The sequence below is a fragment of the Flavobacterium ginsenosidimutans genome (genome assembly GCF_037478105.1).
Lineage (GTDB): Bacteria > Bacteroidota > Bacteroidia > Flavobacteriales > Flavobacteriaceae > Flavobacterium > Flavobacterium ginsenosidimutans.
Map to the genome: position 1 here is coordinate 2,296,360 of NZ_CP147988.1, position 24,007 is coordinate 2,320,366.

23 protein-coding genes are annotated in these 24,007 nt (G+C 32.2%); 13 read left to right on the forward strand and 10 right to left on the reverse strand.

Translation table 11 applies throughout. The annotated features are described in order from the left end of the window. Window positions 1-5: 5 nt before the first annotated feature. The 6 genes from V6624_RS10130 to V6624_RS10155 all read left to right on the forward strand — a co-directional run bounded on the left by V6624_RS10130 (window position 6) and on the right by V6624_RS10155 (window position 6,697). Window positions 6-989 carry a PorP/SprF family type IX secretion system membrane protein gene (locus V6624_RS10130; RefSeq protein ID WP_111284976.1) on the forward strand — a complete coding sequence of 328 codons (984 nt, stop codon included), beginning with the start codon at window positions 6-8 and terminating at the stop codon, window positions 987-989. Window positions 990-1,146: 157 nt separating this feature from the next. Further along, complete coding sequence (locus tag V6624_RS10135) at window positions 1,147-2,334, forward strand: phosphoglycerate kinase (RefSeq protein ID WP_111284820.1); 1,188 nt, start codon at window positions 1,147-1,149, stop codon at window positions 2,332-2,334. 110 nt (window positions 2,335-2,444) lie between these two features. Then, window positions 2,445-4,256, forward strand: a complete 1,812-nt coding sequence (locus V6624_RS10140; RefSeq protein WP_111284821.1) for a LysM peptidoglycan-binding domain-containing protein — start codon at window positions 2,445-2,447, stop codon at window positions 4,254-4,256. 46 nt (window positions 4,257-4,302) lie between these two features. After that, the gene (locus tag V6624_RS10145) at window positions 4,303-5,271 is read left to right on the forward strand and encodes a DUF4837 family protein (protein WP_111284822.1); all 969 of its coding nucleotides are present in this window, start codon (window positions 4,303-4,305) and stop codon (window positions 5,269-5,271) included. 183 nt (window positions 5,272-5,454) lie between these two features. Beyond that, window positions 5,455-6,096: a DUF1579 domain-containing protein gene (locus V6624_RS10150; protein ID WP_111284823.1), complete on the forward strand. Its 642-nt coding sequence runs from the start codon at window positions 5,455-5,457 to the stop codon at window positions 6,094-6,096. Between the two features lie 154 nt (window positions 6,097-6,250). Further along, window positions 6,251-6,697 (forward strand): GNAT family N-acetyltransferase, encoded by a 447-nt coding sequence (locus tag V6624_RS10155; RefSeq protein ID WP_111284824.1) that lies wholly within the window; start codon window positions 6,251-6,253, stop codon window positions 6,695-6,697. Here V6624_RS10155 and V6624_RS10160 read toward each other — a convergent pair. Beyond that, complete coding sequence (locus tag V6624_RS10160; RefSeq protein WP_111284825.1) at window positions 6,694-7,011, reverse strand: helix-turn-helix transcriptional regulator; 318 nt, start codon at window positions 7,009-7,011, stop codon at window positions 6,694-6,696. The two genes, V6624_RS10155 and V6624_RS10160, sit on opposite strands and share 4 nt — an antisense overlap. Window positions 7,012-7,430: 419 nt before the next feature. On the opposite strand from V6624_RS10160, the gene V6624_RS10165 reads away from it, so the two are divergent. Genes V6624_RS10165 through V6624_RS10175 form a run of 3 tightly spaced genes read left to right on the forward strand, consistent with a single transcriptional unit; the run spans window position 7,431 to window position 9,623 of the window. Beyond that, complete coding sequence (locus tag V6624_RS10165) at window positions 7,431-7,751, forward strand: 4Fe-4S cluster-binding domain-containing protein (RefSeq protein WP_111284826.1); 321 nt, start codon at window positions 7,431-7,433, stop codon at window positions 7,749-7,751. 14 nt (window positions 7,752-7,765) lie between these two features. Then, the gene (locus V6624_RS10170; RefSeq protein ID WP_111284827.1) at window positions 7,766-8,614 is read left to right on the forward strand and encodes a hypothetical protein; all 849 of its coding nucleotides are present in this window, start codon (window positions 7,766-7,768) and stop codon (window positions 8,612-8,614) included. Next, complete coding sequence (locus tag V6624_RS10175; protein WP_111284828.1) at window positions 8,577-9,623, forward strand: hypothetical protein; 1,047 nt, start codon at window positions 8,577-8,579, stop codon at window positions 9,621-9,623. The genes V6624_RS10170 and V6624_RS10175 overlap by 38 nt, the downstream gene beginning before the upstream one ends. A 164-nt stretch (window positions 9,624-9,787) precedes the next feature. Here the strand turns inward: V6624_RS10175 and V6624_RS10180 are convergent, their stop codons facing one another. The 6 genes from V6624_RS10180 to V6624_RS10205 form a co-directional block, all read right to left on the reverse strand. Then, window positions 9,788-10,591: an OmpA family protein gene (locus tag V6624_RS10180; RefSeq protein WP_111284829.1), complete on the reverse strand. Its 804-nt coding sequence runs from the start codon at window positions 10,589-10,591 to the stop codon at window positions 9,788-9,790. Window positions 10,592-10,594: 3 nt separating this feature from the next. Further along, complete coding sequence (locus V6624_RS10185) at window positions 10,595-12,232, reverse strand: S41 family peptidase (RefSeq protein WP_111284830.1); 1,638 nt, start codon at window positions 12,230-12,232, stop codon at window positions 10,595-10,597. A gap of 2 nt (window positions 12,233-12,234) precedes the next feature. Continuing rightward, window positions 12,235-13,077 (reverse strand): DUF4349 domain-containing protein, encoded by an 843-nt coding sequence (locus V6624_RS10190; protein ID WP_111284831.1) that lies wholly within the window; start codon window positions 13,075-13,077, stop codon window positions 12,235-12,237. A gap of 70 nt (window positions 13,078-13,147) precedes the next feature. Continuing rightward, entirely contained in the window at window positions 13,148-13,552 is a 405-nt protein-coding gene (rnpA, locus tag V6624_RS10195; RefSeq protein ID WP_111284832.1) for a ribonuclease P protein component, read from the reverse strand. Between the two features lies 1 nt (window position 13,553). After that, complete coding sequence (locus tag V6624_RS10200; RefSeq protein WP_111284833.1) at window positions 13,554-14,306, reverse strand: hypothetical protein; 753 nt, start codon at window positions 14,304-14,306, stop codon at window positions 13,554-13,556. After that, the gene (locus tag V6624_RS10205) at window positions 14,294-14,563 is read right to left on the reverse strand and encodes a hypothetical protein (RefSeq protein WP_162614924.1); all 270 of its coding nucleotides are present in this window, start codon (window positions 14,561-14,563) and stop codon (window positions 14,294-14,296) included. The genes V6624_RS10200 and V6624_RS10205 overlap by 13 nt, the downstream gene beginning before the upstream one ends. A 206-nt stretch (window positions 14,564-14,769) precedes the next feature. On the opposite strand from V6624_RS10205, the gene V6624_RS10210 reads away from it, so the two are divergent. From V6624_RS10210 to V6624_RS10220, 3 genes are all read left to right on the forward strand, one after another. Then, a complete protein-coding gene (locus tag V6624_RS10210) occupies window positions 14,770-15,516 on the forward strand; it encodes a lysophospholipid acyltransferase family protein (protein WP_111284835.1) in 747 nt (248 codons plus the stop codon). A 45-nt stretch (window positions 15,517-15,561) separates the two neighbouring features. Continuing rightward, complete coding sequence (locus V6624_RS10215) at window positions 15,562-16,557, forward strand: acyl-ACP desaturase (RefSeq protein ID WP_111284836.1); 996 nt, start codon at window positions 15,562-15,564, stop codon at window positions 16,555-16,557. Window positions 16,558-16,827: 270 nt separating this feature from the next. Beyond that, window positions 16,828-17,481 carry an HD domain-containing protein gene (locus tag V6624_RS10220; protein ID WP_111284837.1) on the forward strand — a complete coding sequence of 218 codons (654 nt, stop codon included), beginning with the start codon at window positions 16,828-16,830 and terminating at the stop codon, window positions 17,479-17,481. A gap of 813 nt (window positions 17,482-18,294) precedes the next feature. On the opposite strand, the gene feoB is transcribed toward V6624_RS10220, so the two are convergent. The 3 genes from feoB to V6624_RS10240 form a co-directional block, all read right to left on the reverse strand. Continuing rightward, window positions 18,295-20,394, reverse strand: coding sequence for a ferrous iron transport protein B (gene feoB / locus V6624_RS10230; RefSeq protein ID WP_111284839.1), 2,100 nt, complete (start codon window positions 20,392-20,394; stop codon window positions 18,295-18,297). Further along, a complete protein-coding gene (locus tag V6624_RS10235) occupies window positions 20,394-20,633 on the reverse strand; it encodes a FeoA family protein (RefSeq protein WP_008465698.1) in 240 nt (79 codons plus the stop codon). The genes feoB and V6624_RS10235 overlap by 1 nt, the downstream gene beginning before the upstream one ends. A 103-nt stretch (window positions 20,634-20,736) precedes the next feature. Continuing rightward, window positions 20,737-21,402: an SCO family protein gene (locus V6624_RS10240; protein ID WP_111284840.1), complete on the reverse strand. Its 666-nt coding sequence runs from the start codon at window positions 21,400-21,402 to the stop codon at window positions 20,737-20,739. A 226-nt stretch (window positions 21,403-21,628) separates the two neighbouring features. On the opposite strand from V6624_RS10240, the gene V6624_RS10245 reads away from it, so the two are divergent. After that, entirely contained in the window at window positions 21,629-23,686 is a 2,058-nt protein-coding gene (locus tag V6624_RS10245) for a M13 family metallopeptidase (RefSeq protein ID WP_111284841.1), read from the forward strand. The last annotated feature ends 321 nt before the right edge of the window (window positions 23,687-24,007 follow it).

The window sequence follows — 24,007 nt, forward strand, 5'->3', positions numbered from 1 at the left end:
CCCCAATGATGTTATCTAAAAAATTTAATACAATGAAAAAGTTTATTTTATCCTTAGTACTCATGGCTGTAACAACAAGTTACAGCCAAGAGTTAAACCTACCAGTGTTTACCCAGTATTTAGCTGATAACCCTTTCATTATTTCCCCTGCGTATGCCGGTATTGGAGACAACCTCCGTATTAGAGCCAACGGTTTAACACAGTGGGTCGGAATTAAAGATGCACCAGATAACCAATCAGTGTATGCAGATTTTCGAGTTTTAGATCGTTCGGGAGTAGGTATTTCATTGTATAATGATAGTAACGGTAATACAAAACAGACGGGAGCTAAGGTATCGTTTGCACATCACCTTATCTTAGATTATTATTCACAACAGTATCTTTCATTTGGTATTTCGTACAACATAAATACTTTCCGTTTAGAAACTGGTAATTTTACTGGTACAGATGGAGGGGTAACAGATGATCGTCGTACATCAAACAACAACTTTGACCTTAGTGCTTTATATCGTAATAAAGGCTTCTACGTGAGTTTTAATGCGAATAACGTTTTAAAGAAAAATTTGACTTCAGAAAGAACAAACGAACCAGATTTACTTTCTAACTTTCAGTTATATACTGGATTCACTTTTAAAGATGGAGAAAATAGACGTATAGAATACGAACCATCGGTTTTCCTTCAATATTTTGCGAGTGACCAACGTTCTACTACCGATTTCAACTTCAAGTACAGACGTTACAATCGTTACGAAGACTATTATTGGATTGGAGTTTCTTACCGTTTCTTAAATGACCAATTCCCGAAGCCTTTGGCGATGGGACCAATGGCTGGTTTTATGAAATCAAAATTCTATTTTGCATATTCATACCAGTTGATGTTTAACGGTCTTAGCGGCTATAACTCAGGAACGCATTCAATCACAATCGGATTCGATTTCTTACAATCTATCAGTAACTGTCCTTGTACACAAGGTCCTGTTCACGATTAAACAAGTAATTTTATCATTTTTAAGAATTAATTTGTTTATTTTCATAATTTACAACGTTTTCGTTTTTATTAATGGATTATTTTTGCTTTTTTGAAATTTAGAGTACGGTAAAAGTCCTATATTTGTTATTCTTTCAAAAAATTAAAAAAATTAGCAGATGAAAACTTTAAATGATTTCGATTTTAAAAATAAAAAAGCAATTATCCGTGTTGACTTCAACGTGCCATTGGATGAGAATTTTAATGTAACTGATACTACACGTATTGAAGCAGCAAAGCCAACAATTGATACTATTTTAGCACAAGGCGGAAGTGTGATTTTAATGTCACATCTTGGAAGACCAAAAGGAGCAGAAGAGAAATACTCTCTAAAACATATCTTAAAAACAGCTTCTGAAATTTTAGGAGTTAAAGTAAAATTTGCTGAAAACTGTGTTGGAGAACCAGCTCAAACTGCAGCAAAAGATTTAAAACCAGGCGAAGTTCTTTTATTAGAAAATTTACGTTTTCATTCTGAAGAAGAAGCTGGAGATGTAGCTTTCGCTAAAGAATTAGCTTCTCTTGGAGATATTTATGTAAATGATGCATTTGGTACAGCTCACAGAGCACACGCATCGACTACTATTATTGCACAATTTTTTCCAAACGATAAAACTTTTGGAACATTATTGGCAAAAGAAATTGACAGTTTAAATAAAGTTCTTAAAAACAGTGAAAAACCTGTAACTGCTGTTCTTGGAGGTTCTAAAGTTTCTTCTAAAATTACGGTTATCGAAAATATCTTAGATAAAGTAGATCACATGATTATTGGTGGAGGAATGACATTTACTTTCATTAAAGCTCAAGGCGGAAAAATTGGTGAGTCTATCTGCGAAGATGACAAATTAGATTTAGCTCTTGAAATCTTAAGATTAGCAAAAGAAAAAGGAGTTCAGGTTCATATTCCTGTTGATGTTATTGCTGCAGACGATTTCTCAAACAGTGCAAATACTAAGGTTGTAGACGTAACTGAAATTCCTGACGGATGGCAAGGTTTAGATGCAGGTCCAAAATCTTTAGAGAACTTCAAAAAAGTAATTTTAGGTTCTAAAACGATTCTTTGGAATGGTCCATTAGGAGTTTTCGAAATGGAAACTTTCTCTAAAGGAACAATTGCATTAGGAGATTATATCGCAGAAGCTACAGAAAACGGAGCATTTTCATTAGTTGGAGGTGGAGATTCTGTTGCAGCAGTAAAACAGTTCGGATTTGAAGATAAAATGAGTTACGTTTCTACAGGAGGCGGGGCTATGCTTGAAATGTTAGAAGGAAGAATTTTGCCTGGAATCGCTGCGATTTTAGACTAAAATATCACAATTAACATTTTTTTAAACAGTTTTCTTCAATAAAGGGCTTAGATTTGCAAAAATACAACTCTTGTAATTGTTTGAATTACAGAATTTTAAAATAATGTTATATGATTGTAAAGAAATTATCACTTGTGGTTTCGGCTTTCTTTTCGTTAGCTGTCTGTGCACAGGAAACGGCGAAGACAGATCTAGAGATTAAGCCTGAGGTTAAACTATCATATTTAGATTCTATTAAAAGTACATTCAAAAGAGACCATTTAGCTTCAAAAGTTGATAGTCTTTGGATGAACGAATTAGTAAGTCTAGATATTTATGATGATTTGACTAAAGACATACAAACCATCAACAAAGATGTTACTGTAGATGAAGAACTTCCAACCGAATTGCTGAAACGGCGTTTAGTTGCGATGAATCAGAAATCACCTTTTGAAATCGAATACAATCAAGGTTTAGAAAATATAATAAAGTCATTTCTTAAGAACCGTAAAAAATCGTTTTCTCGATTAATGGCTTTATCAGAATATTATTTCCCAATCTTTGAGGATGCTTTTGCAAAACAAAACGTTCCTTTGGAAATAAAATATTTAGCCGTTGTAGAATCTGCTTTAAATCCTAAAGCAGTTTCTAAAATGGGCGCAACGGGACTTTGGCAGTTTATGTACGGAACCGGAAAACAATACGCTTTAAAAATTGATTCTTATATTGATGAAAGAAGCGACCCTCTTAAAGCTACTGCCGCATGTTCAGAATACATGACCAAAATGTACAATATTTTTGGTGACTGGGAACTGGTTTTAGCTTCTTACAATTCAGGTCCAGGAAATGTTACCAAAGCAATTCGTCGCTCTGGCGGAAAAACAAAATACTGGGACATTCGCAATTACCTTCCAAAAGAAACACAAGGTTACGTTCCAGCTTTCTTAGCAACAATGTATCTTTTTGAATATCATAAAGAACATGGAATTAACCCTGAAAGAGCAGTGGTTAAAAACTTTGAAACTGATACAGTAGCGGTCAAAAATCAAATGTCTTTCAAACAGATTGCCGATTTATTAGATATGCCACAATCTCAGATTCAGCTTTTAAATCCGTCTTATAAAATGGGAGTTGTTCCTTTTTATCAAGGAGAACAGCACTTCATTCGTCTTCCAAAAGATAAAGTAGCAACATTCGTTTCAAACGAAGATCAGATTTATGCTTACGTCAAGTATGATTCTGAAATGAAATCAACAAATTCTAGATTGGCGGTAAAATATGCTCCAAAAGCTAGACCAGCGGCAGCAAAACCAGCTGTGATTGAAAATGGAGATTTCGAATTCTATAAAGTTAGAAAAGGAGATAATTTAGGAGCAATTGCATCTAAATACAATGTTAGCATCAGTGAACTAAAAAAATGGAATAACTTAAAATCGAATTCAGTTGCCATTGGTAGAAATATTAAGATAAAATCTGAAGAAGAAGCGCCTGTTAAAAGTGCTCCAATTGTAGATAAGAAAGAAGAAGCTATTGCTTCTGCTGATGAAAAAGAGAAATCAGCTGTAGATATGGATTATGTTGTAGTAGCTGGAGACAATTTAGGTAGCATTGCAAAAAAATTCGGTACGACTATTGCGGAGTTAAAAGAACTTAACAATTTAACTTCAAATAACATTGGTTTAGGAAAAACGCTTATTATTTCTAAAGCAGCGATAGTTATAGAAGAGCCAGTTTCAACAGCAATTGCATCAAACTCGGTTGATACATTCAAGAAAAAAGCACCTTCTAAAAACGTTAGTGAAGATTATTACGTTAAAAAAGGAGATTCTTTATACAGCATTTCTAAAAAATATCCTGGAGTAACAATTTCAGATATTAAAAAATGGAATGGTATTAAAGATGAAGATATTAAACCGGGAATGAAACTTAAAATAAACGGATAATAGAAAAATCTTATTAAATTTGGGTTTTATTTCATAAATTAAAAAAATGAATAAAACCCATTTTTTATTGCTATTACTTCCGTTTTTACTGACTTCATGTTTCAAGAGTGAAAAGCAAAATGAAACAGTTTCAGGAAAAACCAATACTATTTCGGTCATTATTGACGATCAATTATGGTATGGAGAAGTAGGAGACAGCATCAGAAATAAATTTGCTTCGCCGGTTCTTGGACTTACTCAAGAAGAACCTCTTTTTACCATAAATCAATATCCTGCAAGATTATTGGAAGGCTTTGTTACAGATAGCCGAAGCATTATTGTGGTTAAAAAAACAGCCGCAGAAAAATTCGAAATCATTCGAAGTAAAACTTTACCACACAACACTTTTCGAATTTACGGAAAATCTGTCGATGATATTATTTGTAGTCTTGAATTGAATTCGCCTCAAATAATAAAGATTATTCACGATGCCGAAATTCAAAAAATTCAGGAAGATAACAGCGCTTCTTTGCTGAATAAAGCCATCATAAAAAATAAATTTCATATCAATATTCAAATTCCAACGGGATATGAATACATGCTACACAAAAAGAAGTTTATTTGGTTAAAAAAAGAAATCATAAGTGGGAATACAAGCTTATTGATTTATCAGATTCCATTGAACAATTTCAAAAAGAAAAAAGACGTCGTAAATGCTATAGTAAAAATGCGAGACTCTATTGGGAAATATATACAAGGACGTGAACCCAATACGCAAATGATTACCAGCGAAGCCTATGCGCCCTATTTTTCAAAAATTACTTTAGACAGCAGAGATGCTTTTGAAACAAAAGGAACATGGGAATTAAAGAACGATTTTATGAGTGGTCCTTTTATCAATTATGCAATTTTAGATAAAACTTTTAATAGAGTTTTAGTGATCGAAGGATTCTGTTATTCGCCATCACATCAAGAACGTGATTTAATGCTAGACTTAGAAGCAATCATAAAAACAGTTAGAGTTGATAAAAGATAGTTTTTTTGTTTAAAGTTTCATGTTTCAATCTCTGAGAACGTTACTTCCTTAAAAATTTACTTAGTGGTGTTTGCGTAAAACCTTTGTGAACTTTGCAGTTAAAAAGATAAAGCATATCCAACGTGAAACCTGAAGCAAAAAATTTCGTAATTTTATTCATAACAAACATAAAAACAAATAGTTATGAAAAAATTAACCACAACATTCGCAATTATAGCCCTGTGTTTTATTTCGTGTAAAAAAGAAGTAAAAACAGAGGAGCCAACCCCAAAAGCTGTAGACGGTGTTAAAACGGAAGAACCAGTTGTTGAAGAACCGCTTGATTCTGCAGCGCAAATGAAAGCTTGGGTAGCTTATGCAACTCCAAGTGCAGCACACAAATTAATGGCAGACGAAGTTGGAACTTGGAATTGCGATATGACTTTTTGGTCAGAACCAAATGGAAAAGCTGAAAAAGCAACTTCTACGGCAAACATCAAAATGGTTTTAGGCGGACGTTACCAAGAAGCAAGTTATCAAGGTACCATGATGGGACAACCTTTTGAAGGCAAAAGCACTTTGGCCTACAACAATGCCAGCGAAGAATACACCACAACCTTTATTGACAATATGGGAACCGGAATGATGGTTGCAATGGGAAAATACGATGAAAAAACAAAAAGTATGGAACTAAAAGGCGAAATGGTGAATCCTGTTAATGGTGAAAAAACACCTTATCGCGAAGTGTATACTATTGTAGATCCAAAGACTCGTAAAATGGAAATGTACGATGTAAAAAATGGTTCTGAATTTAAAAGCATGGAAATTATAATGACGAAAAAATAATTTTCTATTTAGGTAAAAGAATCAAAGGCACAAAGTTTTATTCTAAGAGATATAACTTTGTGTCTTTGCAATTTCTATGAGAAACTTTAGCACAGCTAAAAAAATAATATAACTTAGCGTCTTTGTGCCTTCGCGGCAAAACATAAAAATAAGAATGGAACTAAAATGGAAAATAAAGCCTTTTGAGGCATTAACTGTAGACGAGTTATATGATTTGCTCAGATTGCGAAGTGAAATCTTTGTAGTCGAACAAAATTGCGTTTATTTGGATCTTGATAGCAAAGACAAGAAAGCATTGCATTTAATTGGAGAGTTTGAAGGCAAAATTGTTGCGTATTCGCGATTATTTGATGCTGGAATAAGCTTTGATAATGCTTCGATTGGAAGAGTAGTTGTTGACCAAAACTATCGCGATAGAAAATGGGGACACGAATTAATGAAAGAAGCAATTGCTGGAATTAAATCCAATTTTGGAAAAGATCAAATCACTATTGGTGCACAATTGTACTTAAAGAAATTTTACGAAAGCCATGGTTTTGTCCAAACTAGCGAAATGTATTTGGAAGATGATATTCCGCATATTGAAATGGTTCGGGATTAGCTGGTTTTTTTTAATCGACTTAACTCATTTTTTAATATTTTATTTTCCTTTTTTAATAATTCAATATGTTCTATAACGAAAGAAGGGATACTAAATGATTGTGATAATGCATAATTTTTGTTTTCTTCAAATTCACAAATTTCTTCTATTTTAACATCTAATTCTTTAGCAATTCTCTTCCACTCGTTGACAGTTATTTTTATACTTCCATTTTCACGTCTACTGTAAGCAGATTGACTCATCCCAATTGAATCAGCCAATTTTTCTTGAGAATAACCTTTTTCAAGTCTCGCTAAGATTAATTTTCTTCTCATTACTGTATTTTTTTTCTTACAATTATATCATTTTTTTTAAACTTTTAAAAATTTAATCTTTCATTTTGATTTTTTTAATTAATCAATTCGCATAAAAACTGCATAGTTTTGAATAATGTTTTTGAAGAAGAGCCTATAAATTTGAATTAGTTATTAATTATGATTTTAAAAAATTAAATTTTTTATTATGAAGAAAGAAAAAGTAAAGTTTTTTTTTAGACAAGACTAGTAATGTTGAAAAAAAGGATGATTCATTAAGACCTTTATTAAGAACGGAAATGCAAAAGATATTTGGAGGTGTTATGGAGGATCGTGATCCGCCAGCAGGCAGAACATATACTGAAAGTACTTATGTAAGACGTTAAAAAAAATGTATTAATTATTGGGCGAGTGATCGCCCATTTTAATTGAATAATTTTATGGTAACTAACAATCTTGTAGTTAAAGTTGCAAGTAGATGTAATTTGAATTGTAGTTATTGTTACGTATATAATATGGGTGATACAAGTTATAAATTGCAGCCTAAATTTATGACTCAGAATGTTATCGAATCATTACTATTGCGAATAAAAGATAATTGTATTGAAAATAATCTTAGCGAATTTTTGGTAGTTTTTCATGGAGGTGAACCTCTATTGGCAGGCATTGGATTTTATGAGAACTTTATTAAAACTCAAAAAAGAATAATACCAAAAGAAATTCGTATTGAATATGGTATGAATCTAACGGTACATTATTAAACGAAGAAATAGCATTGCATCTTAAAGAGTTAAATATTCAAGTCGGAATTAGCATTGATGGAACGCCAAAATCTAATAGTATTAATAGAGTAGGCCATAAAGGAGAGAATATGTATCTTCAAATTGTAAATGGATTTAACTCGATTAAAAATGTATTTGGAGATGATTTTGCTAATTGTTTATGCGTAATTGATGTAAGTGATGATCCAAAAGAAGTTTATCTGCATTTTAAAAAATTGGAAGTAAATAATGTTCATTTTTTATTTCAAGATTATAATTATATAAATTCTGATAGTAATAAAGTGCCTAAAATTGGCAATTGGCTTGTAGAAATGTTTGATTTATGGATAAATGATAACGAATCAAAAAAACCAAATGTCAGACCATTTTCTGATCTTATTAATCTGATTCTTGGATTTGGTGGTGAATCAGAAATTTTTGGTTGTGGAATAAATAAAACTTTAGTTATAGAAACTGATGGAAGTATTGAAACAGTTGATACATTGAAAACTTGTGGAGATGGTTTTACTAAAACAAGTTTTAATGTACTCAACCATGACTTGAATATAATTTACAAGCACTCCGAATTAGCAAGATTATATTATTATAGTCATGATAAATTGTGTGAAACTTGTGAGAGTTGTTTGTTCAAGCCAATATGCGGAGGAGGATTTATAGGACACAGATATTCGTTGGAAAAAAAATTTAACAATCCTTCTATCTATTGCAAAGAAATCATTCAGATTATATGTCATATCCAGAATGAACTATTGCAGCGGTTATCACAAGAAGTTTTGCAAAAGATAAAATTACAAAAGTTAAATTATGACGAAATTATTAAAGATAAATTCTCAAGTGAATAAAGGGATACAAATAGTAATATTGTGTTTTTTCGTTTTTATAGATCATATTTATTCTCAAAACGATGAAAAATTTTATTTAGAACAGGCTGGTTTTTATAAAACCATCTTGAGAACAAAAAATGACACGATTATTTATCTTACTACAAAACAAAAAACATCCGTTCCTAAACCAACATTAGTTTTTGTACAGGGATCATTACCCTTGCCAATTCTTTTTTATGATGACATTAGTACAGGCTCAATAATTCCTTTTAAAATTGATGATTATCGATCAAAGTTTAATTTTGTTATTATAGGGAGAAAAGGGATTCCTTTAATAGGAAGTTATGATAGAGATTCCCGCGGATATGTAAATGAAAAAGGAGAAGTTCCTAAAAATTTTATAGAGAATGATAATTTAGAATATCGTGTAAAACAAGTTGTTTCAGTTGTTAATGATCTTAGTAAGAATAAACATTTTAAAAATGAACCATTATTTGTAATTGGACATTCTGAGGGATATCGTGTAGTTGCTAAAGCGGCAGAAAATAATAAAAAAATTGCAAAGATGGTTTGCTTGTCAGCTAATCCATTTAACAGGATTGCTGAAAGTATTTTAAAAGAAAGATTTTATAGTATTGATAGAGATACTGATGACCAATCTCAAAAGAATGTAGAAGAAGATTTGAAAGATTATCTAACTATTAAATATGATAAAAATAATTATAGCAATAACATCAAGTATAAGAATTGGTTAAGTTATAATCAAAACTTGAGTTTTGAAAGCTTTAAACATTATAAAAATCCACTTTTAATTGTTTACGGTACTAAAGACATTGGTTCTTTGCAAAATGATTTGTTGCCATTTTTATTAAATAAGAAAAATTTAAAACTCAAAAGTTATCCAAATTATGGGCATAATTTTGAATTTAGAAAGATTAATGCTAATGGTGAGGAATTAGAAACTACTTATCATTGGGATGATGTCTTTAAAGATATTGTTGAATGGCTTTTGCTTAAAGAAGTTTAAATTTACCTAATTTATGTTATCAAAAATTAAGGTCTAGAATAATATTTATTACATTTTCTGTAATGGAAATTAATGAATCATTTTTATGATTTGTGTTTGTTTGTTTGTTTTCTATGCTTGGAGAGCTCTGTGGACTTTTTCTTTTTCCTAAATTTAGAAATAAATCAAATTTGCGTAATCAAAAACTCAACTCGTCGATCGTATCTATCGCCCTTTCCTAACGGGTATTGATTGCCGCATCCGACATAGGTCATGCGGCTTTTTGATATTTTTTTGGAAATTAAATAATGAAAAACAGTTTTGGCGCGATTCCAGGAAAGTCTTCTTTCTTTGGTGTCTCTGTCAATTCCGTCACTATAGATTTCGGGTGTACAGCAAACATGTCCACGTATTTCAAATTTTAAGTTTCTGTGTTTTTGAAGCGTTACGGCAACTTTGTCTAATTCTTTTTTCGCAATTGGAGTTAATTTCGCACTTCCAATTTCAAATAAAATGGATTCCAGATAAACCTTATCGCCAACTTTTAATTTGTCTTTGAAGGAATTGTGAATGCCTTTTCCAAAGCTATTTTTTTTAATGACAATTAAATCAACCCGCCGATTTCGAAGACGGGTTTCGTATAAATTTTCAACTGTATCTGCTTTTACAACAATTCGGCCTTTTCCTTCCAGGATAACAATTTTACTTTGATTGAATCCTTTGCTTATTAGTAAGGTTTGAATTGTATTGGCACGATTGATAGATAATCTGTAATTATATTGATCGGTACCTCTATCATCACAATAGCCATAAATCTGTATCGACTCCACTTTTGATGTGTCAATGTTTTTTATAAAATCAGAAACAACATTGATTTGTTTGCTTGTTAAATCATATCTGTCAAATTCAAAATAAATCGTTTCAACAGGTTTTTGCTGCGCCGTGACTGTATAAAAAAAGAACAGAAATAAGGCCAGAGTCAGCTTCATTTATTACATTTTTAAAATCGTTTTATATTCTGTTTGATTATTTAATACACTAACTGCTCTTTTAATTTCCGAATTGTTTTTAAGGTAATACTGGTACAAACCTTCTTGATATTGGTATCTCTTAATCAGCTCTTCCAAAATCATGTTTTTAATTTCTTTTTGGTTTTTATCCAATAACGTGCTTTCGCTTTTCTCTAAAGCGGCTAATAACTGCTGATATTCAGGAGCAATTGTTTCGTCTATTTTTTCATTTTTAGCTGCAGCTAAAGTATTTTTCAAAGCAATTTCGGTTTCTGTATCGAAAGTGATTTTATTGGTTTTCAAAAACTGTTTGAAAGCTATATAATCGGCATCGGTTAAAGTTGGAATTTTATCTCCCAAATTCGGATTTTTATAATAATAGCTTGTAGCATAATCAAAAACACCATCGTTTTTAATTAAGGCAGTTGCAATTGGACTTATTTTTGCTTCTTCCAATTCGATATCTGGCAAAACTCCTCCGCCGTCATAAACCGTTCTTCCTTTTCTGGTTTTGAAAGCATTGAAATTTTTAGCATCTGTTTTTTGTGCAACACCATTTTTGTCCTTATGTGCATAATCCAAAGCTTGAATACATCTTCCAGAAGGCGTGTAATATCTAGAAATAGTTACTTTCAATTGAGTTCCATAAGTAAGATCAACAGAACGTTGTACCAAACCTTTTCCGAAACTTCTGCTTCCTAAAACCACTGCGCGATCCAAATCTTGTAAAGCACCCGAAACAATTTCAGAAGCTGAAGCACTTCTTCCGTTTACTAAAATCGCCAATGGAATTTCAGTGTCAACTGGTTCTTTTTGAGTTTTATAAGTGTTATTGTGTTTTTCAATTCGAGATTTAGTAGTTACAATCACTTCATTCTTTGGAACAAACAAATTACAGATATCAATAGCTTCATTCAATAAACCTCCAGGATTTCCTCTTAAATCCAAAACGATTTGTTTAGCACCGTCAGCTTTTAGTTTTTCAAGAGCTTCTTTTACTTCATTTGAAGCTTTTCTGCTAAAATGAGATAAAACAATATATCCTGTTTTGTCGTCAATTTTTCCATAAAAAGGAACTGATCTAATATCCACTTCATCTAAAACCAAAACTGTAGAACTCGGTTTTCCTTGACGAAGATATTTTATGTTGATTTTGGTGTTTTTTGTTCCTTTCAATAATTGCGAAGCATCGTCTTTAAAATCTGCAATTAAAATATCACCGATTTGGATAATTTCGTCACCCGCTTTAAGTCCTGCTTTGTCAGCTGGATAATTTTTATAAGGTTCACGCACAATCAGACGATCTTTTTTTCTAGAAATCAAAGCGCCGATTCCTGTATATTCTCCAGTGTTATTGATTTTGAAGTTTACAACATCTTGTTCATTGAAATAAACCGTGTACGGATCTAAACTTGCCAACATGCTTTTGATGGCTTTATCCATCAAATCGCCAGGATTTGTTTCGTCAACATAATTGGTATTTACGGCTTTAAACAAAGTTGTAAAAATTTCGATCTGTTTGGCAATCTCAAAAAAGTCCTCTTTAAAACTGGTTCCAACAAACAACATTCCCGCCGCAGCGACTGGTATAATAAATTTCTTTTTGAAATACGGATACATGATTATTCTTTTTTTCTTCTTTTTAATCTTTTTCTAATAAAATAGGCAAATACAACAAATAAAAATACAAACGGCCAAGCGCTTAACAATGAAATCAACAAATCGGATAAAGTATAGAATCCAGATTTAATGGCGTTCCAAAGCTTGGAACCGTATGATATTTTAACGCCTTCCTTTTCGGCAATTGTTTTGTAAAATTCTATTGTAATTGTGCTTTCAGAAACACGGCTTTCTAAATATTTTAACTGACCTTCTTTAGATTCGATTTCTTCTCGAATGGTCGAGATTTGTTCTTCAATTTCTAAAATCTCACTTACTTTGTTCGCTTTCTTTAAAATTTCAAGATAACGTTCTTCCAGTTTTTTCTTGGTTTTTAATCTTGAAGTCAGATCAATATATTGTTCTGTTACATCTTGAGCAGAAATATTTTTAACTTCAAAATAAGAAACACCTTTAGAAACATCATTTATAAAACGGTCAAAATTCTGGCTTGGTACTTTTACGATTAGATTTCTAAAAACAGTGCCATAATCTTTTCCTTCAGAATCGTTTATAATTCTCGCTTTACTACTTGCAACCGCTTTTTGAATTTGGCCGAAAGTATTTTCTAAATTATCAGTTTCAAATCGTAAAGTTGCTTCCTTTATAATCTTCTGTTCAATTTCTTGTTTGACTTTTGGGGCAGGTGCAGCTACTGGATCAAAATTTTTATCAGCAGAGCTAGCTTCTGCTTTTGCAGGCATTTGTACAGTTTGAATCGCATAAGCTTCTTCATTTAAAGCTTCAGATTTTTTACATCCGGAAAGAATTAAAAACAAAAAAGATAAAAAGAAAATATGTCGCATAGAATTTCAATTTAGAGCTAAAACTACGATTTTTTTGTCTAAGTTGATTAATAATCTTACGTTTTGAGATTTACGATTCTGTTTTGTTTTCAGAATCTTCAGATTTGTTGATTTGTGCTGAAAATTTCTCAAACAATTGAATCATTTTGGTGTTGATTTCTTCGTAAGACAAACGGTCTTTCGTCTGATAAAAAAACATTATCGAGTAAGGCCGATCTAGATTATTCAAAAGTAAATGTTTGTTCAAACGATAGGTTTCTCTCAAAACTCTTTTGAAGTAATTTCGGTCAACGGCTTTCTTAAAATATTTCTTTGAAACTGATACGCCAATTTTTGTTTCTTCTTCTGAATTTGCTTCCGCTTGACGGTAAACCAAACGAAGCGGATATTTAGACACTGATTTTCCTTCAGAAAATAATAATCCAATGGTCGTTTTGCTCTTTAAACGCTCGTTTTTAGGGTAAGTGAAGTTCATTTTATATGAAATGATTTAATACAAATTCTTTAAACCAGTTTGGGAAATCTTCTTCATTAATATGAAGTTTTAAAGTTTTTGCATCATATATTTCTGCAATTAGCGTTAACTTTTCTCCAGAATTGTCAAATAAATACGCTTTGTTTGAAATTTCTATAGCAGGAAATAGATTGTTCAAAGTTCTTGTATATCTGTCTTTTATAATTTGACTATCAACGGCATGTCCGCCTTTCTGAACTCTATTTTCTACTCGAGAAATATTAACTTCGGGATCATCAATACAGACAAAGTATAAGTATGTTGTATAACCAAGGGAATTTGCATCTTTAATATCATCCAATTTTGAAACGTGACTCATAACGGTTTCAAAACAAAAACTTTTGTTTTCATTTAGAAGTTTTTCCCTCAAAAATGAAGAAATAAGAGAGCCTTCATAACTATTAGGGTTTTTTGAAAGAGAAATGATAAAGTTCTCTTTTATATCTAGAGAAATTTCAAATCCCTTTGCTTTAGCAGTATCTATAAGGGTTTTAGTGTTTTCTTTTTTTAAGAAATTCGTTAAATCTTCCGACTTGGCTTTAATGTTGTATGAATCTAAATCTATCAAACCTTTGATCTGGAGAATCTTTTCAATATAATCCGCATTGATAAAATATCCAGTATTGTAATGTTTTGAAAATTCTTCGAAAAGAGTGCTTTTACCAGAGCCATTTGGTCCAGCAAATACTCTCAGTCTTTTTTTTATTTCCTGCATAATACCATTCCCTTTTTCAAACCATTATCTGAAATGGATTTATCTTGAAGATTTCGAATTACTCTGATTTCTCCGTTTGGCAGTTTTTCAATTATTTTTTTTCCTGAAATTGATTTTATAGTTAATCCTAAAGCTTTAGATTCCCTAATAGCATAACTTGAACTTTGTGAAGCAGATTTAATTAAAATGTCTGTTTCATTAAGATTTAGTTTTTCCCTGTGTTGTTTTATTACAAAACGTGCGATCTTGCTTTTCATGACTTTATAAAAGAAGTTTACTGTCAAATTTACAAATTTTATCTGATATAAATCCGTCATTTTATTGGAGCTTCAGCTCATTTAATTCAGAAAAAATTTGCAAATTCTGGTACAAAGGTACAATTAAACCATAAAAACAGTTATTGTTTTCAATTTTAATAAGTCTAAAAATATATTTACTACTTTTGCGCATTAATTTTTGAAGCATGGAAAAAATTATATCTTATCCAATATCGGTAATTTACTATTTATTATTTGGTTTATGTTTGGCTGTTTTTCATCCAATTCAGTGGATTTGTTTAAATGTATTTGGCTACCAGGCTCACAAAAAAAGTGTTGATTATTTAAATTTCTGCCTTTTAAAATGTACTAATCTTGTGGGAACAAGATATACAATTGAAGGAGTGGACACGGTTCCTAAAGGTGTGCCAATTATTTTTGTGGCAAATCACCAAAGTATGTACGATATCGTGGCAATGATTTGGTACTTTAGACGTTTTCATTGTAAATTTGTAAGTAAGAAGGAGTTAGGCAGTGGAATTCCAAGTGTTTCTTTTAATTTGAAATACGGAGGATCTGTCCTAATTGACCGTAAAGACCCTAAACAAGCGATACCCGTTATTAAAAGCTTGTCTGAATATATCGAAAAAAACACAAGATCTGCCGTTATTTTTCCAGAAGGAACAAGAAGTAAAACGGGAGTACCAAAAGAATTTGCGCAAAGCGGTTTAAAAATTTTATGCAAATATGCACCATCTGCATACGTTGTACCCGTAAGTATCAATAATTCTTGGAAAATGGTAAAGTTTGGTTTTTTTCCTGTTGGTTTAGGAAATCACCTCAAATTTACAGCTCACAAAGCTTTGGCTGTTAAAGATTACAAGTTCGATGAGCTGATGGAGATTACTGAAAAAGCAGTTAAAGAAGGAATAAATGAATATAAACAGGTTTAAGTTTTAGTCCGAGCTAAAATGTACAACCCAAATCTATAATAAGTAATGTCTATAAAAAACATTAGATTAGAAGTAATGCAGTTTTTGGAAAAAAACGTGGATAGCTTCGTTGAACAGTATTTAATTCCAGTGGAAAAAATTTGGCAGCCGTCGGATTTCTTACCAGATTCTCAAGGAGAAAACTTCTTTGAAGAGGTAAAAGAATTACGTGAGATTGCTAAAGAACTTCCTTACGATTTCTGGGTTACGCTTGTTGGTGATACCATCACAGAAGAAGCTTTGCCTACATATGAGTCATGGTTAATGGATGTAGAAGGAATAGATCAGCAAGAAGGAAATCAAGGAAACGGTTGGGCTAAGTGGGTAAAACAATGGACTGGAGAAGAAAACCGTCATGGAGATCTTTTAAATAAATACTTGTATTTGTCTGGTCGTGTAAACATGCGTGAAATCGAAATGACAACACAGCATTTGATCAACGACGGTTTTGATATTGGAACTGGAACTGACCCATACAAAAACTTTGTATACACTAGTTTTCAGGAATTAGCAACTTATGTTTCGCACAATAGAGTAGCTCAGATAGCTAAGAAATTTGGCGATAACAAGTTGTCTAAAATGTGTAAAATGATTGCAGGAGACGAAATGCGTCACCACCATGCCTATAGCGAGTTTGTTACTAGGATTTTTCAAGTTGATCCAAGCGAAATGATGTTGGCGTTTCAATACATGATGAAGCAGAAAATCGTTATGCCGGCTCACTTCTTGAGAGAATCTGGTCAAAAAATAAGCACAGCTTTTGAACAATTTTCAGATTCAGCACAACGCATTGGAGTTTATACTGCAAACGATTATGTTGACATCATGCAAAAGCTAATCAACAAATGGGAGATTGATAAAATTTCTAATTTGACAGATGAAGCAGAAAAAGCTCGTGATTACTTAATGAAATTACCTGCTCGTATGGCAAAAATCTCTGAAAGAATTGTTATTCCACAAGAATCACATATTTTCAAATGGGTTGAACCAGCGAGACTTTAAAAATTTAGATTTTAGATTTCAGAATTTTAATTTTTTGGTATGATGATTTTTATAAAGCTTGTCCTCCTGAGCGAAGTCGAAGGATCTCATGCTAAATCCATACGGGATGTCCTTCGACTTCGCTCAGGAAGACATAAAATGAGAATCTGAAAGTTGAAATTCTTTAAAGCAACTTTGTTGCTTTAATTCGATTAAAATATATTTGTTGATTGTTGAAGATTCAAAAATCTTTAGCAATCAACATTTTTTATAAACTGTAAAAACCTCTATATGAGCGATTCACAACTGATTATTAAAACCATTGCTTTTGTTAAAGAAAAACTAAATGATGCCGAAGGCGGACATGATTGGTTTCATATTGAGCGAGTTTATAAGAATGCAATTTTAATTTCGAAAGAAACAGAATGTGATCTTACAGTGGTACAATTAGGTGCTTTATTGCATGATATTGCGGATAGTAAATTTCATAATGGAGATGAAACTATTGGGCCAAAAACAGCAAGAGCGTTTTTAGAAGCCGAAAATGTTTCTGAGGACATCATTGCTCATGTTGTCAATATCATTGAAAATATCTCTTATAAAGGCGGAAATTTCGAAAGAAAGTTCTCATCGGTCGAATTGGATGTTGTGCAAGACGCCGATCGTTTAGATGCAATTGGTGCCATTGGTGTTGCAAGAGCTTTTAATTACGGCGGATTTAAGAACCGAGCTTTATATAATCCAGAAATTGCTCCTGTAACCAATATGACAAAAGAGGAATACAAAAAGAACAATGCTCCAACTATTAATCATTTCTACGAAAAGCTTTTACTGCTAAAAGATAAAATGAATACCAAAAAAGGAAAAGAAATCGCTGCAGAAAGACACCGCTTCATGGAATCTTTCCTCGCTCAGTTTTATGCAGAGTGGGAAGGGTTGAAATAGTATCGTCGCATTCTTTTATCCTATAAAATCAAGTTTTCAGAACAAAAAATAAAAATGGCTCTAATCTAGAGCCATTTTATTTTCAAATTTGATCTTAAATTATTAAAGCTTTGCAGATTTATAATCAGGATTTTAAAAGACTCATTATTCCAAAAGCGAATAAAAATCCAAAAGAAAACCATAATAATTTTGTAACCCTTCTATTTCTTGTGTTTTCCCTTTTTTCAAACCTTGTCATTTCAAATGTATTTTTAAAAATTCAAAAATAATTTTAATTAAGGTGTGATGGTGCCTTGAAAAGCTTTTAAACCATTATAATAAGACATTTTTTAATCACAGTTTTAAAGTTACAGTCTATATTCCTTATTCTATATTCTTAATTAGATAAAACCGAGAAAAAACTAATGATACTCTTTCATGTCAAATAAGTAATAATGGTTGCGCAGAAAAAACCTATTGCAAACCACAGTAATCGAGCAACTCTATTGTCTCGTATTACTTCCATTCTATCTTCTGGTCTCATTTTTTAATAAATTTAGAAGACAAAAATAGTTTTAGAAAATATACTAATAAGCTATTTTAGGTTTTTAAAATAACAGAATAAGACATTTTTATTCATAAAAAAAGCCATTCAAAATGAACAGCTTTTTTTACTTTGTACCTGTGAACCTTTGTCCCTTTTTAAGAACATCCACAATCAGTTCCATTGCCGCAGTCTTTTTTCTTTTTCGATTTAAAAAAAAACTTTTTAATCAAAAAAGCGACGGCTAATCCTAATATGGCAAAGGCTATAATTTCTTGAAACATAACTTTTTATTTTAAAAGTTGATACGCAATTAATGCGGTAAAATAAGCGAGACCGCTCATGAAAACCAACTGCATTGCTGGCCATTTCCATGAATTGGTTTCTTTTTTAGTAATGGCCAATGTACTGGCGCACTGCATAGCAAAAGCATAAAATAACAGTAGCGAAATTCCAGTCGCAAAATCAAATACTTTTTTCCCTGTATCTGGACGAATTTCTGCCTGCATTTTGCTTTTTATAGTCGATTCGTTATCAGTATCTCCAACACTGTAAATAGTTGCAAGAGTTCCTACGAAAACTTCACGCGCTGCAAATGAACTTATTAATGCAATTCCGATTTTCCAATCGTAACCTAAAGGCTGAATTGCTGGCTCAATCGCTCTTCCCATTAATCCGATATAAGAATTCTCTAGTTTTTGAGAATTAACTTCATTTTCAAATTGGGTTTCATCCAAAGTTGTATTCGCAAATCTTTCTTTTACAATAGTTTCTGCTTCGTTGAATTCTTTACCAGGTCCGTAAGAAGCTAAAAACCATAAAATAACAGATATTGCTAAGATGATTTTACCCGCGCCCACAATAAATGCTTTGGTTTTTTCTACAACATTGATTCCAACATTTTTGAAAAGGGGCATTTTATAGCTTGGCATTTCAACTACGAAATACGTTTTAGAATCTAATTTTAAAACTTTATTCAAGATATAAGCCGATAAAATGGCTGTAAAAAATCCTAGAACATAAAGAGCCATAAGTGTTAATCCTTGAAGATTTAAAACTCCAAAAACTCTTTTACTCGGAATAACTAGAGAAATAATAATAGCATAAACAGGTAATCTTGCTGAACAAGTTGTGAATGGCGTTACCAAAATAGTAATCAAACGTTCTTTCCAGTTTTCAATATTTCTTGTTGCCATAATCGCAGGAATTGCACAAGCTGTTCCTGAAATTAAAGGCACAACGCTTTTTCCTGAAAGGCCAAACTTACGCATGATTTTATCCATTAAAAAAACCACACGGCTCATATAACCGCTTTCTTCTAAGATCGAAATAAATAAAAACAAGAAAGCAATTTGCGGAATGAAAATAATAACTCCACCAATACCCGGAATAATTCCCTGCGAAAGTAAATCTGTCAAAATACCGCTTGGAAGTTCTTCGGCAACCCAACTGCTTAATGAAGCAAAAGTGCTGTCAATGAAATCCATAGGAATAGTTGACCAGCTGAAAATCGATTGGAAAATCAAAAATAAAATGGCAAAGAAAATGAAGTAACCCCAAACTTTGTGCGTCAAAACACGATCCAATTTTGCTCGAATATCTTTTGCCATCGAAGCATCAATCTTTAAACCTTCTTTTAAAACATCATTGATAAACTGATATCTTTTGATGGTTTCTTTTTGCTGTAAACGCTTTAATTCGGAATGCGATTTGGTAAAAGTGCTTCTGATTTCATTACGGTCTAAATTTGAAAAATTGACATCTTGCGTAATTACCAGCCACAATTTATACATCAATTGATTTGGAAATGCTTTTTGTAATTTTTCGAAATAGTCAGGATCAATTACTGAAGCATTCAAACAAGGTTCGTGCGGAATGGTTTTATAAGAAACAATTAATTCTTTTAATTCTTCAATTCCTAGACCTTTACGAGAACTTACTAAAGCAATTTTAGTTTTAAGTTTTTCTTCTAAATATGGAATATCCAAAGAAATTCCTTTGCGTTCCATACGATCTGACATATTGATCACCAAAATCGTCGGAATTTCAAGGTCTTTGATTTGAGTGTAAATCAGTAAGTTTCTTTTTAGATTTTCGACATCTGTTACAACTACTGCAACGTCTGGATATAATTTGTCGTTTTTATTTAATAGAAGTTCAATAACCACACTTTCGTCCATCGAACTCGCGTTCAAACTGTATGTTCCTGGCAAATCCAGAATGTTGGCTTTTATATTGTGGGTTAATTTGCAGAAACCCATTTTCTTTTCAACCGTTATTCCAGGGTAATTTCCAACTTGCTGGTTAAGACCCGTTAATTGATTAAAAACAGAGGTTTTTCCGGTATTTGGATTTCCGATAAGAGCAACATTGATATTCTGGACACTCATTACAAATTGGTTTTGATAAGTTCAACTTCAATTTCACGAGCTGTTTCAATACGGATTGCAACATGAGAACCATTAATATCTAAATATAAAGGATCGCCAAAAGGAGCAACCTGAAGCAATTCAACTAAACTGCCAGGAAGACAACCCATTTCTAATAATTTAAGTGGAATAAGATCGATATCAAAATCTTTGATAATGGCTTTTTCGCCTTTTTTCAGAGTGTGTATTGTATTTTGCAAGCTTATTTAGATTGAATTTAGATTGCAAAAGTAGGCAATTATTCTTTATTTCAAGGCATTTAACACTTCTACAAATGCTAAATGTTTCTAAAAATAAGGGATTTTACTCTTGAGAAAGGAATTCGATGTCTTCTAAAAGACGTTTTATGTCTTCTTTGTTTGTTCCGTCATAAAAACCTCTAACGCGACGTTTTTGATCGACCAAAACAAAATTCTCTGTATGTACCATATCATAAAGCTGATCTGGTCTTCCTAATTTAACAGCCAAATACGATTTTCTGGCCATAGTGTAGATTTCTTTTTTATCGCCAGTAACTAAATTCCATTTGCTGTCGACAACTCCATATTTAATGGCGTATGCTTTCAAAACAGAAACACTGTCAACTTCTGGAAAAACGGTATGAGAAAGCAACATTACTTTTGGATTATTTAAAACTGCTTTTTGAACATCAACCAAATTTGTTGACATTTTTGGACAGATCGATCCGCAAGTTGTAAAGAAGAAATCGGCAACATAGATTTTTCCTTCGTAATTTTTTTGGGTAATAGTATCACCGTTTTGATTGATGAAAGAAAAATCGGCAATGGTGTGGTATTTGCTTTTATATTGGATTGTACTGTCAACCAATTCAGGATTTACATCAGACGGATTGTAAATTGGAAGTGTCTTTTTTGGTTTTAAAGCCGAGTAAAACAAAGATATCGTAACAACCGAAAATACTATTAAAACAATAAAGAATTTGCGGTATTTATATAAAAGCGATTTCATAAAAATAATTTGGCGCAAAAATACAAAAAGCAGATTCTAAAAACTTTACTGGATTATTTTTTTAACAGCCTTTTGTAACTTTTACGAGTATCTGTATACATATAGCTCAGTGTTCAGGTTCTATTTGTGAAATTTATCTGTCTTTTTGGTTTTACAGTTAGAATTTTAACACAATTTTTGAAATAATAACAATATGTTTGTATTTTCCCTTAAACTATAATTTTTTATGAAAAAACAATTTGCTAAACCTGTGTTTGGTGTGATATCTGCAATGTTTGCAATAACTGCAGCTCAAGCTCAAACAGCGCCAAAAGAGCCAGGTATTAATGTGTCTTACATGGATACGAAAATAAGCCCAAGTCAGGATTTTTTCAAATATGTAAACGGAACTTGGTTAGAAAAAACAGAAATCCCAAGTGATCGTACGACATGGGGAAGTTTTAATGAGCTGATTAAAAAAACTGACAAAGATGTAATGGCAGTTTTACAAGAAGCTTCAAAAAATCCAAAGTATAAATCAAATACAGATCAAGGAAAAGCAGTTAACCTGTTTAATACTTATCTAGATTCTATCGGAAGAAATAAAAGAGGAATTGAACCATTAAAACCATATCTGAAAAAAATCGACGCAATTAAAAATATTGCTGATGTTCAGAAATATTTGGTTGAAATGGAACAAGAAGGAAACGCTGGTTTTTTCGGAATTTACATTGGAGCTGATGATAAAGACAGTTCTAAAAACTCTGTAAATTTAGGGCCAAGCCAATTAGGACTTTCTGATAAAGATTACTACACTTCTGATGATAAAGATTCTAAAGAAAAACGTGCGAAATATGAATTGCATGTTGCAAGAATGCTTCAGTTTATTGGAGAATCTCCAGAAAAAGCGAAACAAAGCGCTGCTGAAATTTTAGCTTTAGAAACAGAATTGTCACAACCAAGATTAAACAGAGTTGAAAGAAGAGACAGCCGTTTGCAATACAACCCAATGACAATTGCTGAACTTCAAAAATTAACTCCAGCTATCAAATGGAACGAATATTTTGCCGGTTTAGGAATTACTAAATTAGAAACTGTAATTGTTTCTGAGCCTAAATATATGACGGCTTTAGAAACTGTTTTCAAAGCAAACAAAGTTGCACAATGGAAAGAATACCTAAAATGGGATCTATTAAACAATGCTGCAAGTAAATTGACAACAGCAATTGATCAAGCTAATTTTGATTTTTACAGCAAAACATTAAGAGGTGCAATTAAACAGCTTCCTGCTGAAGAAAGAGCGCTAAATGTAGTGAACGGAACAGTTGGTGAGGCTCTTGGAAAACTTTATGTTGAGAAAGTTTTTCCTGCTGAAGCTAAAACAAAAGCAGTTGACATGATTCATAATGTAATTACGGCTTACCAAAATCGTATCAACAATTTAAGCTGGATGTCTAAAGATACAAAGGCAAAAGCAATTGAAAAATTGAATAAAATTACGATTAAAGTTGGATATCCTGATAAATGGAAAGATTATTCAGCGCTTGAGATTAAAAGTGTTGCAGAAGGAGGAAGCTACTATGAGAACACTAAAAACGTATCAAGATGGAATTTTAAGAAAAGCATCGATAAATTGTCTAAGCCTGTTGATAAAACAGAATGGCATATGTCTCCTCAAACGGTAAATGCTTATTACAATCCATCTTATAATGAAATTGTATTCCCAGCAGCAATTTTACAGCCGCCTTTCTACAATTACCAAGCTGACGAAGCGGTTAATTATGGTGGAATTGGAGCAGTAATTGGTCACGAGATTTCTCACGGATTTGACGATTCTGGTGCACGTTACAACGCAGAAGGAAATTTAGTTGACTGGTGGACAGAAGATGATTTGAAACAATTTACTGCTCTTGGAACAGATTTAGCAAATCAATACAGTGCTCTTGAGCCTCTGCCAGGAATTCACGTTGATGGTAATTTTACTTTAGGTGAAAACATTGGAGATTTAGGTGGAATCAATGCTGCTTTTGACGGATTACAATTGTATTTGAAAGCTCATGGAAATCCAGGTTTAATCGACGGATTTACACCAGAACAACGTTTCTTTATTTCTTGGGCTACGGTTTGGAGAACAAAAACTAGAGACGAAGCGATCAAAAATCAAGTGAAAACAGATCCGCACTCTCCAGGAATGTATAGAGCTTACGTTCCAATTCAGAATGTTGATGCTTTCTACAAAGCGTTCGATATTAAGAAAGGTGATAAAATGTATGTTGAACCAGAAAAACGAGTTAAAATCTGGTAATCAATTTTTATAATAAAAAAAAGGGCGGTCTCGATTTTCGAGACCGCCCTTTTTTATTTTGAGATAATCAAACAATGTTCCGTAGGAACATATCATCGGTAGAAAAAAAATATTGACGATCCTATTATATTTGTGTTCCGTAGGAACGTTTGATTTTGATATAAATTTCTACAGCAAAATACCCCAGCGGGGTAAATATTTATAGAATTTCAAGAAGATAAATGAAAAAGCTCCAGCGGAGCGACATGCATTAGATTATAAAAAACATGTCGCTCCGCTGGAGCTTTATATTGTAAATATTTATTTTTTGGTATAAATATT